Annotated in this window: 12 protein-coding genes; 8 read left to right on the top strand and 4 right to left on the bottom strand. The window is 67.2% G+C overall.

Features of this window, described 5'->3' with window-relative positions; translation table 11 throughout:
- Nucleotides 1-9: 9 nt before the first annotated feature.
- Together QXZ94_RS10410 and QXZ94_RS10405 are read right to left on the bottom strand one after the other, a co-directional pair.
- Nucleotides 10-2,298 carry a CHASE3 domain-containing protein gene (locus tag QXZ94_RS10410; protein WP_315720339.1) on the bottom strand — a complete coding sequence of 763 codons (2,289 nt, stop codon included), beginning with the start codon at nucleotides 2,296-2,298 and terminating at the stop codon, nucleotides 10-12.
- A 462-nt stretch (nucleotides 2,299-2,760) separates the two neighbouring features.
- On the bottom strand, nucleotides 2,761-3,405 hold the full coding sequence (locus QXZ94_RS10405; RefSeq protein WP_315720338.1) for a BA14K family protein: 645 nt from the start codon (nucleotides 3,403-3,405) through the stop codon (nucleotides 2,761-2,763).
- Nucleotides 3,406-3,567: 162 nt separating this feature from the next.
- On the opposite strand from QXZ94_RS10405, the gene QXZ94_RS10400 reads away from it, so the two are divergent.
- Nucleotides 3,568-3,978 (top strand): NADH:ubiquinone oxidoreductase subunit NDUFA12, encoded by a 411-nt coding sequence (locus QXZ94_RS10400; RefSeq protein ID WP_315720337.1) that lies wholly within the window; start codon nucleotides 3,568-3,570, stop codon nucleotides 3,976-3,978.
- A 97-nt stretch (nucleotides 3,979-4,075) separates the two neighbouring features.
- Here the strand turns inward: QXZ94_RS10400 and QXZ94_RS10395 are convergent, their stop codons facing one another.
- Complete coding sequence (locus tag QXZ94_RS10395; RefSeq protein ID WP_315720336.1) at nucleotides 4,076-4,774, bottom strand: DJ-1/PfpI family protein; 699 nt, start codon at nucleotides 4,772-4,774, stop codon at nucleotides 4,076-4,078.
- Nucleotides 4,775-4,884: 110 nt separating this feature from the next.
- On the opposite strand from QXZ94_RS10395, the gene QXZ94_RS10390 reads away from it, so the two are divergent.
- The 7 genes from QXZ94_RS10390 (at nucleotide 4,885) to QXZ94_RS10360 (ending at nucleotide 11,737) form a co-directional block, all read left to right on the top strand.
- Nucleotides 4,885-5,832 carry a GlxA family transcriptional regulator gene (locus tag QXZ94_RS10390; RefSeq protein WP_315720335.1) on the top strand — a complete coding sequence of 316 codons (948 nt, stop codon included), beginning with the start codon at nucleotides 4,885-4,887 and terminating at the stop codon, nucleotides 5,830-5,832.
- A 71-nt stretch (nucleotides 5,833-5,903) separates the two neighbouring features.
- Nucleotides 5,904-6,986 carry a M14 family metallopeptidase gene (locus QXZ94_RS10385; RefSeq protein ID WP_315720334.1) on the top strand — a complete coding sequence of 361 codons (1,083 nt, stop codon included), beginning with the start codon at nucleotides 5,904-5,906 and terminating at the stop codon, nucleotides 6,984-6,986.
- Nucleotides 6,983-8,509 carry a peptide ligase PGM1-related protein gene (locus QXZ94_RS10380; RefSeq protein ID WP_315720333.1) on the top strand — a complete coding sequence of 509 codons (1,527 nt, stop codon included), beginning with the start codon at nucleotides 6,983-6,985 and terminating at the stop codon, nucleotides 8,507-8,509. Before QXZ94_RS10385 ends, QXZ94_RS10380 begins: the two co-directional genes overlap by 4 nt.
- 70 nt (nucleotides 8,510-8,579) lie before the next feature.
- The gene (locus tag QXZ94_RS10375) at nucleotides 8,580-8,870 is read left to right on the top strand and encodes a hypothetical protein (protein WP_315720332.1); all 291 of its coding nucleotides are present in this window, start codon (nucleotides 8,580-8,582) and stop codon (nucleotides 8,868-8,870) included.
- 142 nt (nucleotides 8,871-9,012) lie between these two features.
- On the top strand, nucleotides 9,013-9,771 hold the full coding sequence (locus tag QXZ94_RS10370; RefSeq protein WP_315720331.1) for an SDR family NAD(P)-dependent oxidoreductase: 759 nt from the start codon (nucleotides 9,013-9,015) through the stop codon (nucleotides 9,769-9,771).
- Nucleotides 9,772-9,786: 15 nt separating this feature from the next.
- Entirely contained in the window at nucleotides 9,787-11,037 is a 1,251-nt protein-coding gene (locus QXZ94_RS10365) for an FAD-dependent oxidoreductase (RefSeq protein WP_315720330.1), read from the top strand.
- A 31-nt stretch (nucleotides 11,038-11,068) separates the two neighbouring features.
- Complete coding sequence (locus QXZ94_RS10360; protein WP_172109456.1) at nucleotides 11,069-11,737, top strand: amino acid ABC transporter permease; 669 nt, start codon at nucleotides 11,069-11,071, stop codon at nucleotides 11,735-11,737.
- 129 nt (nucleotides 11,738-11,866) lie between these two features.
- Here the strand turns inward: QXZ94_RS10360 and QXZ94_RS10355 are convergent, their stop codons facing one another.
- Nucleotides 11,867-12,748, bottom strand: coding sequence for a transporter substrate-binding domain-containing protein (locus tag QXZ94_RS10355; protein WP_315720329.1), 882 nt, complete (start codon nucleotides 12,746-12,748; stop codon nucleotides 11,867-11,869).
- Between the last annotated feature and the right edge of the window lie 119 nt (nucleotides 12,749-12,867).

Here is a 12,867-nt window from a genome sequence, read left to right as displayed (position 1 = left end):
GGGCGGCGGTCAGGATGACTGCGCGCGCCGTTGCGCCTCGGCGGTCGACGTGTCCTCCGCCGGGCCGACCAATGCGCGCCGCACCATCTGGGCCAGCTCCGACTTGCGATACGGCTTGGTGAGGAGCAACGCCGCCTGGTCGATGCGGCCGTGCTCGACCATGGCATTGTCCGTATAGCCGGACGTGTACAGCACCTTGGTGCCGGGACGTTGCCGCAGCGCCTCCTCGGCGAGCTCCTTGCCATTGACGCCGCCGGGCATGATGACGTCGGTGAACAGCAGATCGAAAGGCTGGCCGGCGTCGATCTTGGCCAGCGCCTCGACACCGGTCGACGCGGTGATGGTCTTGTAGCCGAGGCTCTGGAGTTGCGAGACGACGAAGTCCTGCACCAGCGGATCATCCTCGACGATGAAGATCGTCTCTTCGCCGCGTGGCGGCGGCGGCTCGGGCGGGGCAGGGATCGCCGGCTGGCCCTTAGGCACGGGGATGTAGAGGCGGATCGTGGTGCCCCGACCCTCTTCGCTGTAGATCTTGATGTGGCCACCGGACTGCTTGACGAAGCCGTAGACCATGCTCAGGCCGAGGCCCGAGCCCTTGCCGGCCCCCTTGGTGGTGAAGAACGGCTCGAAGGCGCGGTCGCGAACCTCTGGCGACATGCCGGTTCCGGTATCGCTCACCGCCACCATGACATAGGAGCCCGGGGTGACGCCGGCATTGGCTGCCGCATAGGCTTCGTCGAGCTCGACCCGGCGCGATTCCAGCAGCAGCTTGCCGCCATTGGGCATCGCGTCGCGGGCGTTGATGGCCATGTTGACCAGCGAGTTGGCGAGCTGCGCGGAGTCGATATGCGCGATCAGCGTTTCCTCCTCCAGGATCGAGTTGATCTCGATCTGCTCGCCCAGCGTCGGTCGCAGCAGCTTGGCAATGTCCAGGATCGTGCTGTTGACGTCGCTGTCGCGCGGATGCAGCGGCTGCTTGCGGGCGAAGGCCAGCAGGTGCCGGATCAGCTCGGTGCAGCGATCGGCAGCCTGGCCGATCAGCGCGGCCGTGGCGGCGGCTGCGGGGCGGTCCTTCACCTCGTCGGCCAGCGTTTCGATGGTGCCGGTGATGATCGTCAGCATGTTGTTGAAATCGTGCGCGACACCGCCAGTGAGCTTGCCGATCGCATCCAGCTTCTGCGCCTGCTGGAGCAGGCGCTCGGTCTCGTGCGCCGTCGTAATGTCGTGATAGACCATCGCCGCGCCGGTGATGCCTCCGGCCGAGTCGCGCAGCGGCCGGCCGCTGATCATCAGGCGCAGCGTTTCGTCCCGGTCGGGCTGGTGGACGATGACCTCGTGCCGGTCGAACGACTCGCCCCGCAAGGCGCGCGGCGTCGGCAGATCGTGTGCCGCAATCGGCGTCATGCCGTCGCTCTCGTAGACGCGAAGCCGCGACCTGACCTCAGACAGTTTGCGGCCGTGCCGATAACCGAGCAGGTGCTCGACGGCAGGATTGGAGAACACGACGGTATCGGCGGCGTCGATCACGAGCACGCCTTCGGCCATGCTGTTGAACGTGCTCTGCAGGATCTCGGCGGAATGGCGCAGCTTCTCGTGGGCCTCGACCAGATCGAGATGCTGCTTCTCGGCCCTCTCGGCCAGCGAGACGGCTTCGGCCTCGGAGCGGACCAGCGAGGCCCGCAGCAGCTGATCGTCGTAATAGGCACGGCGGATCAGGTATCCGGCGATGATCAGCAGCAGCGCCAGGCCGCACAGGTCGATCGCCAGCAGCAGCGCTCCCGTGGCCTTCGACGTCGCCGAGCGCTGCGCCAGCAGCTTGCGCTGATCGGCGACGAAGCGATCGAGATTGGCGGTGATCGCGCTCATGGTCGCCGGCCCCTCGGCTCTGCTGCCCAGCGCCTCCAGCCCAGCGCGGTCCGATGCCGCGCGCAGACGGATCACGTCCGAGGCGATCTCGAGCCTGCGGCTGATGAGGGCTTCGGTCTGGTTCAGAAGCTGCGCCGGCATCGGGCTGTCGGCAACCGCGCGCTGCAGATCGGCGACGGCGGCAGGGATCTTGGCGTTGACCGCGTTGAACTCGGCGCGAAACGGCTCGGTCCCCGTCAGCGCGAACCCCCGCGAGGTGGCTTCGGCTTCGCTGAGCAACAGCCGCAGATCGGAGGTCCGCTGCAGGATGTTCAGCGACGAGGTCACCCAGGCCGCGTCCTGGCGCGACTTGATGTCGAGCGCCGTCGACGCAGCGCCGATCGCCAGCAGAGTTCCAAGCCCGAGCCCCAAAGCGAGGCGCTGATGAATCATCCGCGTGTCTCAGTCATCGACATGGATCGCATGCAGCTCGGGAATGGTCCCGGCCAGCCTGATGCACCCGAGTTCCGGTGCCGCTGCGTCGAAAGCGGTGATGATATGTCGGCAAGGCGCGCCTCCTTGTTCGAAAGTTTTTGGCGCGTTCGAGAGCGACATAACCGCTGGCGCGCAGTGATCTGCACTGCGCTCGGGTCTGCGCGATCGAGGTTCCATCAGCAGTCGTCAACCGGGCCTGCGTTCAGCTCATCGAAGCAGAATCACGAGCTCAATCGATATTGGACCGGAACGAGCAATACATCTGCACGCCGCGGGGCACATTGTTGAAATTTCGTCGAATTTCAGTCTGCGACGTGGCGTATTGGACACAGAACAACAAACATTGAGGCGTTCTCGAAGCAAAGGCGGCGAGGTAATTACCTCGCCGCCCCCGTGTCGTGTGATGCAATTGCGCTGCGTTTACGGGCAGGGATGACGCTGGCCATCATAGCCGAGATAGGTCCCGGAAGCGGGATCGTAGGACTTGAAGCGCCGGACGCAGTACGCATCGTCGCGCTCCGGGCCGACCACGGCGACCGGGGCCGAGTCGTCATAGTAGGAGTAGTCGTTGTAGTAGCCGTTCCCGTAGTAGTACGGATCATTGTAGTAGGCATAGGAGCTGCCGAGGCCGATCCCGACGCCAACGCCCACGCCCGGCCAGAAGCCGCCGCCGCGGTGGCGCCAGCCGCCGTGATGACCGCCATGCCAGCCGCCGCCACTCCAATTGCCGCCACTCCAATTGCCGCGGCCGCCGCCATTGTTCACGGCGACATTGGCTCCGGCCGCCGGACCACGGCCCATCAATCCTGCGCCGCCAACGGCTGCACGTCCGGCGAAGCTGCCGCCGCCACCAGGGCCACCCGCGAAGCCGCCGCGCCCGCCGCCGCCGATCGCAGCGCCGCCGCCCATCGCGCCGCCGCCACCACCGCCGATGGCTGCACCGCCACCGCCGCCGATTGCCGCACCGCCGCCGCCGGGACCTTGGGCGAAGCTCGTCGTCGCTGCAGCCAGCGGCAGAATCAGCGCCACGGCCGCGGCGGCGCTCAATGTCTTCAGTTTGGTCATCGATGTCGCTCCATCAGGGGAAAGTGACCTAACCGCAGGCAGCGGATGTCGTTCCCGGGTGCGAACCGTTGCGTCGTCGCGGGCGCCGGCGGGGCGACACTGGACAAGTCGCAAGCGCGGTGGCATCAGAGCCGGGACCTTCACAGAACCGGCCCCAGGCGCATGAAACAGTTCTTTCTCAAGCTCTTCACGTGGTGGAACGGCCAGACCTTCGGCACCCAGCTGTGGACCTGGCGTTTCGGCGAGCTGGTGGGACAGGACGCGCAGGGCAACCGCTATTATCGGACCGCCGGCGGCAAGATCGACCCGGTGCTGCATTTCGAGCGGCGCTGGGTGATCTATAACGGCCTCGCCGAAGCCAGCCGCATTCCGCCGGAATGGCACGCCTGGATGCATCACATGGTCGACGTGCCGCCGACGCAGGACGGCTACAAGTCGCGTGAATGGGAGAAGCCGCACCTGCCGAATCTGACGGGGACGCCGCTCGCCTACCGCCCGGCGGGATCGACCCTGGCCAGCGGCCGCCGCCCGAAGGCGACCGGCGATTATCAGCCCTGGACCCCCGGCAGCTGATTCGATTTTGCTGGGGATCATCTGCTCAACGGGCCGTCCGATGCTTCGGGCGGCCTTTTTGCTGTCCGGCAGCCCAGAGCCCGTGGGCTCGCCGCCGTCACCGTCGCGGCGGGCTGAGACCGGCTGCCGCGCGCTCCGCCGCGGCGATGCGTTGCTTCCGGAACGGTGCGATCCGCTCCAGCATGCCTGACAGCACCTCGGGCGGGGCGGTGTCCGGCGAACCGGCCGTAAAGGGCGGCGCCGGGTTGTATTCGAGCCGGAGTTGAATCGCTTCTGCGGTCCTTCGATCGACCAGCTGCGCCACCAGGGTCAGCGCGAAATCGATTCCGGCGGTCACGCCGCCGCCGGTGATGCGATTGCGATCGATGCAGACGCGCTCGGTGCTGACGGTTGCGCCGAACAGCGGCAGGCATTCGCGCGCGCTCCAATGGGTCGCAGCACGATAGCCGTCGAGCAGGCCCGCAGCGCCGAGCGCGAGCGAGCCGGTGCACACCGAGGTGATGTATTTCGCACCCGCCGCCTGACGTCGGATGAAGTCGATGACCTCGGCGTCGTTGAGGATGGCGTCGACGCCAAAGCCGCCGGGAATGCAGATCACGTCGGCTTGAGGACAGTCGGCGAAGGTCGTGGTCGGCAGCAAGGTCAGCACCGAGTCGGTCGGGACGGGCTCGAGGCTCTTCCACGCCAAATGAAGTGTGGCGCCGGGCACGCTCGAGAATACCTGCACGGGGCCGGTGAGATCGAGCTGGGTGACATGCGGGAACAGGACAAGGGCAATCGAAAGTGGTTCGGCCATGGTGCGCTCGTTCGGAACAGGGGTTGACGCCCGCCATCCTGCATGATCCGCTGGCCGTCTCATATGTCGAAGTTCCCTCGATTTCGGACAGGCGCTCGCGGAGCCTCTGCATGATCGGCTTGCTGATCTTCCCCGACTTCCAACTGCTCGACGCCGCCGGACCGATCTCGGTGTTCGAAATCGCCGCGCGTTATGCGCGGGCTGCACCGTCGATCCGGGTGATTGCGGCGCAGCCGGGCCCGGTGCGATCGTCATCGGGGGTCGAGATGGTGGCGCGGAAATTCGGTCCCGTCTCGGCGTTTTCGACCTTGCTGATTGCCGGCGGCGACGGGGTGGAGGCGGCGAGCCGCAATGCATGCACCCTCAACTTCGTCCAGAAGCTTGCGGGCCGCGGCACCCGCGTGGCCAGCGTCTGCTCCGGCGCCTTCGTGCTGGCCGAAGCGGGCCTGCTGGACGGGCGGCGGGCGACCACGCACTGGCAGCGCACGCGGCAGTTCCTGCGCGCCTATCCGAACGTCAAGCTGGAGCCGGACAGCATCTATGTCCGCGACGGCCAGATCTGGAGCTCGGCCGGCATCACTGCAGGCATCGATCTCGCGCTCGCGATGATCGCCGAGGATCATGGCGAGGAGATCGCGCAGAAGACCGCGCGTCAGCTCGTATTGTATCATCGCCGCAGCGGCGGGCAGTCGCAGTTCTCCTCGCTGCTGGAGCTGAAGGCGCCGAGTGGCCGCTTTGCCGAGCTGCTCACCTGGGCGCGCGAGCATCTGGATGCGCCGCTGACCGTGGATGACCTCGCCGAGCGCGTCGGCATGAGCACGCGCCATTTCACCCGCGCATTCGTCGCCGAGACCGGCACCACGCCGTCCAAGGCGATCGAGCGCCTGCGGCTGGAGGTCGCGCGCGATCGCGTGCAGGCCTCGCACCAGCCGATCGAGCTGGTCGCCGCAGCGACCGGCTTTCGTGATCCCGAGCGGATGCGCCGCGCCTTCATCCGCGCCTTCGGCCAGCCGCCGCAGGCGCTGCGGCGGGCCGCACGCACCGTGGCCGCTGGTTGATCTGAATCAGTGGGCAGGGGGCAGGGCGAGACTAGGCTGGTTGAATTGCGCGGCTCTCGAGGCAGGACAAATTGACGGCTGATGGCGCTGAACGCGCGGCGTGCCCGGGCGAGGGTCGTCCGCTCTCGCTCGCAAGGTTCGATCACTTTCCCGACGTGCTGCTCGACGTGCCGGCGCCGGAGCTGTGGCGGCATCTGCCCGGGCCGTCGCTGTTCGATCTGCCGGGCCGGCAGAGCAGCACGCTGTTTGTCAGCGTGCTGCTGCACGGCAATGAGGACACCGGCTGGCGTGCCATCCAGACCGTCCTGAAGCGCGCGAGGGGCAGGCCGCAGGCCCGTGCCATCAAGCTGCTCGTCGGCAACGTCGCTGCCGCAAGGGCGGGCGTGCGCACGCTGCCCGGCCAGCACGACTACAACCGCGCCTGGCCCGGCACCGCGGATGCCTCGTCGCCGGAAGCCGCAATCATGCGCGAGGTCGTGGCGAGCGCCGCGGGTGCGCAGCTGTTCGCCAGCATCGACATCCACAACAACACCGGCAACAATCCGCATTATGCCTGCGTCAATCGCTGCGACGACGACTCGTTGCAGCTGGCGCGGCTGTTCGGCCGCACCGTCGTGTATTTCGAGGAGCCTGTCGGCGTGCAATCGGCGGCCTTGTCGCGGCTGTGTCCGGCCATCACCGTCGAATGCGGCCAGCCGGGCGTCGAGGCGGGGGTCGCGCATGCCGTCGAGCTGATCGAGGCGGCCCTGACCTTGCAGCACTTTCCCAGCCATCCTGTCGGCGATGCCGACATCGATCTGATGCGGACCTTCGCGATCATCAAGGTTCCGGCGGCTGCGTCGTTCTCATTCGACGGCAGTGATGCGGATTTCCGCTTCCGCCTGGATCTCGATCAACTGAATTTCGCCGAACTCGAGGCCGGTGTGTCGTTCGGAACGCATGCCGGGACCTGCCGGCTCGAGGTCGTCGCCGCCGAAAACGGCGATGATTACTTCGACTATGGCGGCGGCGACATCCGTCTGGCGCAGGACGCCATCCCGGCGATGCTGACGCGCGATCCCGATGCCGTCAGGCTCGACTGCCTCGGCTATCTCATGCACCGCATCGGCCGCGACGGGCGGCGGCTCAACGATCCCCAGAGGTCGCGCAAATGACGGGCGTCGCGCTCCCTCCGCAGGACGGCATCGGCGCTGCCGAGCGCGCCCGGTTCGCCGCGCTGCAGGCGCAGTTCGCCGCCTCCTACACGGCGCTGTTCGACGATCCCGGCCTGCCGCGCACGGTGGTGATCGTGCCGAGCCTGAGCCTCGACCCCGAGGTGCTCGCCAAGGTCTCCGGCGTGCATCATTACGAGGAGCGCATGCTGTGCCTGCTTCTCCTGCTGCGCATGCCGCGCACCCGCGTGATCTATCTCACGAGTACGGCGATCTCCGAGACCATCATCGACTACTATCTGCACCTGCTGCCCGGCGTGCCGGGCGGGCACGCCCGCGCGAGATTGACGCTGCTGTCCTGCGATGATGCGTCCGCCGCGCCGCTGACACAGAAGATCCTCGCGCGTCCGCGTCTTCTTGGCCGCCTTCGCGCGGCGCTGGCGCAGGACGGCCCTGGGCATCTGAGCTGCTTCACCGTGACCGAGCTGGAGCGCAGGCTGGCGCTCGAACTGGGTTTGCCGATCTATGGCTGCGATCCGGCGCTGTCATCATGGGGATCCAAGAGCGGCTCGCGCCGCATCTTCAAGGAGGTCGGCATCGATCTGCCCGACGGCTTCGAGGATCTCTGCGATGCCGGAGCGCTCACCGATGCGCTGACGGAGCTGAAGCGCCGCAGGCCGGAGCTGCGCAAGGCCGTGGTCAAGCTCAACGAAGGATTTTCCGGCGAGGGCAATGCCATCATCGATCTCAGCGCGGCCCCCGACGACCATGGCCTGCCGCGATGGCTGCGCGATCGCCTGCCGGACATGGCGTTCGAAGCCCGCGGCATGAGCTGGGAGATCTTCGAAGCCAAGCTGCGCGGGATGGGCGGCATCGTCGAGGAGTTCATTCCGGGTCAGGTCAAGCAGTCGCCGTCTGCGCAGTTGCGCATCGACCCGCTCGGCCGGGTCGATGCGGTCTCGACCCACGATCAGGTGTTGGGCGGACCGAGCGGGCAGATCTTTCTCGGCTGCCGGTTTCCCGCTGATGGCGCCTATCGCCGCGACATCCAGGCCCGCGGCATGGCGGTTGCGGAAGCGCTCGCGCGCAAGGGCGTGATCGGCCGGCTCGGCGTCGACTTCATCTCCGTTCGCGACGGGCCGGACTGGCGCCACGTCGCGATCGAGATCAATCTGCGCAAGGGCGGCACCACGCATCCGTTCCTGATGCTGCAGTTCCTCACCGATGGGCGCTATGATGCTGGGAGCGGCGAATTCCTCACGCCCGCAGGCCAGCCGCGCTGCTACTACGCGTCGGACAATCTCGAAAGCCGCGCCTATCGCGGCTTGACGCCCGACGACCTCGTCGACATCGCCGTGGTCAACGGCCTCCACTTCCACGCCGCCGCGGGCGAGGGCGTCGCCTTCCACCTGATCGGGGCCTTGTCGGAGTTCGGCAAGCTGGGTGTCGTCTGCATCGGCCAGACGCATGACCGCGCGGCCGAGTTCTACAGACGCGCGGTGGCGGTTCTCGACGCCGCCGATTGATTTCAATTGAGGCAATTTCAAGTTGTATCACGGGCGAGAAGCGCGCATAGTGTGTATATTGCCGCTCCCGATGGAGGATATGATGCGTGTATTTCTGTCGCTGATTTTGTTTGTTGCTGTTTCGGTCGGCAGTCACGACCGCGCCTTTGCCGCGAAAGCCGAGGTCACCGGAATGTGTGTCTGCAAGAAGGGCAGCAACGTTCTGAGCACCTACAGCGAGACGCTATGTGTGAAGAACGACCATGCGGGCTGCACCTCCGCGAAGGTGGCCTGCGTGAACGCCAACGCCGCCGCATGTCGCCTGGCCGGCGGCACGATCTCGCAATCGACCAAGACCTGCAGCGTCGGCGCCAAGTGCTGAGCCTGGGCTGGGTTCTCTGACAGCCGATGGTGTGATGCAGTCCCGCGCGGCGGACATCGGCGCATGTCCGTCCGCGTGTTGGCATCGGCAGGCGTGAGACCTATAGTTCGCCCCGCGAAACCGAGGGGCGGATCAGGACGCGATGCGTGTCACCATCATCACCGGCAGCGGAGCCGGCATCGGCGCTGCCGTGGCGCGCCGCGTGGCCGCGCCTGGGCAGGGACTGATGCTGCACGGGCAAGGCGCCGACGACGCCGGGCTCGCGCGTCTGCGCGATGTCGCCGCGGCGTGCCGGCAGGCCGGTGCCGAGGTCGGCTTCCATTGCGGCGACCTGGCGAAGCCCGGTGTCGCGACCGAGCTGGCGATGGCGGCGCGGACCACGTTCGGCCGCATCGACGCGCTGGTGCATGCCGCGGGCTTTGCGGATCGCCGCAGCTTTCGCGACCTGCCGCGGGACGGGCTCGATCGTTCCCTGGCGGTGATGCCGGCCGCCTTCCATGAGCTGGCGAGCGCGGCGCTGCCGGACTTGCTGCAGAGCGGGGCGGCGCGGGTCGTCGCGATCTCCAGCTTCGTTGCGCATCGCTTCGTGCCGGGCGGCACCTTTCCGGCGTCGGCCGCCGCCAAGGCGGCGCTGGAGGCGCTGGTGAAGTGTCTCGCCATCGAGCTCGCGGCAACCGGCGGCTCCGCCAACGTCGTCGTGCCCGGTTATACCCGCAAGGACGAAGGCCGGCTCGGCTCGCTCGATCCGGCGGCCTGGCAGAAGGCCGCCGCGGCCAATCCGCAGGCGCGGCTCGCCGAGCCGGACGACATCGCGGCCGCGGTCGGCTTCCTGCTGTCGAAAGACGCCGGCCACATCACCGGCGCCGTGCTGCCGGTCGATGGCGGCCTGACCCTGATGTAGATGGATTTCAGATCAATGCAGAGTCCTCCGCAGGCCGCAGACGTCATCGTGCTGGGAGCCGGGATCGTCGGCGTCTCCGCGGCCTACGCCATTCGCGAGCGCGGGCTGTCGGTGGTGCTGGTCGACCGCAAGGCGCCGGGCGAGGAGACCTCCTACGGCAACGCCGGCATTCTCTCCTCCGGCTCGATCCTGCCGTTCAACAAGCCCTCGCTGTTTCGGGCGCTGCCGTCCTATCTCGGCAACAACAGCGCGGCGCTGCGCTGGGATCCGGCATGGACGCTGCGCAACGTCGAATGGGTGCTGCGCTTCCTGGCCAATGCGGTGGAGTCCCGCGTCAGGCCGCGCGCGACCGCGCTGCACGGCCTGATCGGCGCGTCGCTGAAGCTCCATCGCGACTGGATCGTCCGATCGGGCGAGCCGCAGCGCATCCGCGAGACCGGCTGGCTCAAGGCTTGGCGCAGCGAGGCGCTCGGCGCGGCCAAGGCCGAGCAGGATTTTCTGGCCGAGTACGGCATCAAGAGCGAGTTGCTGGACCGCCAGGCGATCTCGGCGCTCGAGCCGAACATGCTGCCGGTCTACAAAGTGGGCCTGCTGCACAGCCAGACGGCGTCGGTCGACTCGCCCGGCAACGTGACCAAGGCTTATGCGCGGATGTTCGAGGGCGCGGGCGGCGTGCTCAGGCAGTCCGAGATCCGGGCCTTGTCGTCGGACGGCGACGGCTGGCGCGTGGTGCTCGGCGACGGCGAGATCCGCGCCCGTCACGTTGTGGTCGCGCTCGGGCCGTGGTCGCCGGACATCCTGCGGCCGCTCGGCTATCGCGTGCCGATGGCGTTCGAGCGCGGCTATCACCAGGAGTTTGCGCCGAACCCCTCGCGACAGCTGCTGCGGCCGATCCATGATGCCGAAGGCAGCTTCCTGATGACGCCGATGGAGAACGGCGTGCGCGTGACCTCCGGCGTCGAGCTGACCGATCGCGATGCGCCGTCGAACTTTTCCCAGCTCGAGCAGGTGGTGCCGCTGGCGCGCGGCGTGGTCGAGTTCGGTGACGCGGTGGCGCAGCCCTGGCGCGGGTCGCGACCGAGCCTGCCGGATTCGCTGCCGATCATCGGGGCGGCACCGCGACATTCCGGCCTGTGGCTTGCATTCGGCAATCAGCACATCGGCTTCACCACGGGGCCGGCCACGGGCGCGGCGATCGCCGCGATGATCGCCGGCGAGGCGCCATCGTTCGACGCCTCGGCGTTTGCTCCGGGCCGGTATCTGTGATGGGCCGCGAGCGCGCCACCTCGGAGCTGCGATGAACTACACCTGGGATTTCGCCATCCTCGCCAAGTACAGCCATCTGTTCTGGGTGGGGCTCGGCTGGACCATGGCCTACACGCTCGGCACCATCCTGCTCGGCACGATCATCGGGCTCGTCGTCGGCATCGTGCGCCTCGGACGGCCCGTGGTCATCGACTGGCTGCTGATCGCCTATATCGAGCTGTTCCGCTGCACGCCGCTGCTGGTGCAGATCATCTGGTTCTACTACGCGTTTCCGGTGGTGATCGGCGTCAACATTCCCGCGCATGTCGCGGCCGTCACGGTGCTGTCGCTGTATGGCGGGGCGTTCTACGCCGAGATCATCCGCGGCAGCATCGAGAGCGTGCCGCGCGGCCAATGGGACGCCGCCCGCGCACTCGGCCTGCGGCCGTGGCGGATGATGCGGCTCGTGATCCTGCCGCAGGCGCTGAAGCCGATGCTCGCGCCTTATGTCAACCAGTCGGTCACGCAGCTGAAGAACACCTCGCTGGTGTCGGTGATCGCGGTGCCGGATCTCGTCTACAACGCGACGCTGATCAACGCCGACACCTACCGGCCGCTCGAAGTCTACACCATCATCGCGATCATCTACTTCGCGATCCTGTTTCCGGCGACGCTCGTGGGCCGGCGCTTCGAGCGCGGCATGAGCTACGACAAGGCGTGAGAGGCTCGGCGTAGCAACATCCTCACCGTCATTGCGAGCGCAGCGAAGCAATCCAGGGCGGCACGCGTAGCCCTGGATTGCTTCGTCGCTGCGCTCCTCGCCATGACGGCGGTGCGTGTGGCGATGGCGTCAGATATTCACTTCGACCGGGACGTCCTCGGCCTTGACCCCAGCAAGGCCGAGGCCCTTGACGAACCATTCACGCATCTGGCCGATGCCTCTGTTGTAGTCGATCCACACCGCCAGGAAGTCGCGCCAGCGCTTGTCGGCCTCGCGGCGGACGCCCATGCTCGAGGGGATGGCGACCGACGGCGATTGCAGGATCTTGTAGGTGCCGAGATTCGGGTTCTTGGCGATCGCGGTGAGCCCCAGGATCAGCGCGTTGACGACGACGTCGACGCGGCCCGACGCCATCTCCAGCATCACCTCGTCGCGCGACTTCAGCGACTTGATGGTCGCATTCGGCGCAAAGCGCCGGGCCACGGCCTCGTTGGCGGAGCCGACGTCGACCGCGATCTTGACCTCGGGCTTGTTGATGTCGGCCCAGGTCTTCGCCTCCATGCCCTTCTTCAGCATGGCGCCGAACGGATGCGGGAACACCGTGCCGCAGAAGTCGATCACGAGCGCACGCTGCGGCGTCGGGTTGAGCGCGAAGCCGAGATCGATCTTGCCGGCCTGCAGATCGAGCACCGAATTGCCATAGGTCGACTCGACATATTCCAGCTTCACGTCGAGCAGCTTGGCGATGTCGTTGGCCATCTCGATCGAGAAGCCGGACCAGGTGCCCGACACGAGGTCCTTGTTGAAATAGGGCAGCTCGCCCGGCAGCACGGCGATGCGCAGCACCTTGTTGGCGCGCACGCGGTCGAGCGTGTTGTCGCCGGCCGCCTGCGCCGATGCGGGTGTCGTCGTCATGGCCGACGCCAGCGCGGCGCCGGAGCCGATCGCGAGCGCGTAGCGCAGCGCCTCGCGGCGGTCCTCCGAAATCTTCTGATCGTCTGATGTTGTCACATATTCCTCCTGCACCAACGCGCGGAGCGTAGCGTTGACCGTGCGCGCCAGCAACAAGCATGTCGGACTTGATAGCAGCCTTCCTAATGACCGAGTGGCCGCGGCGCCGTGATGCTGCG

Origin of the sequence: Bradyrhizobium sp. SZCCHNS2022, from assembly GCF_032377575.1 — a bacterium.
GTDB lineage: Bacteria > Pseudomonadota > Alphaproteobacteria > Rhizobiales > Xanthobacteraceae > Bradyrhizobium > Bradyrhizobium aeschynomenes.
The sequence above is the reverse complement of the archived record's forward strand: the minus strand, read 5'-3'. Positions and strand labels throughout refer to the sequence as shown.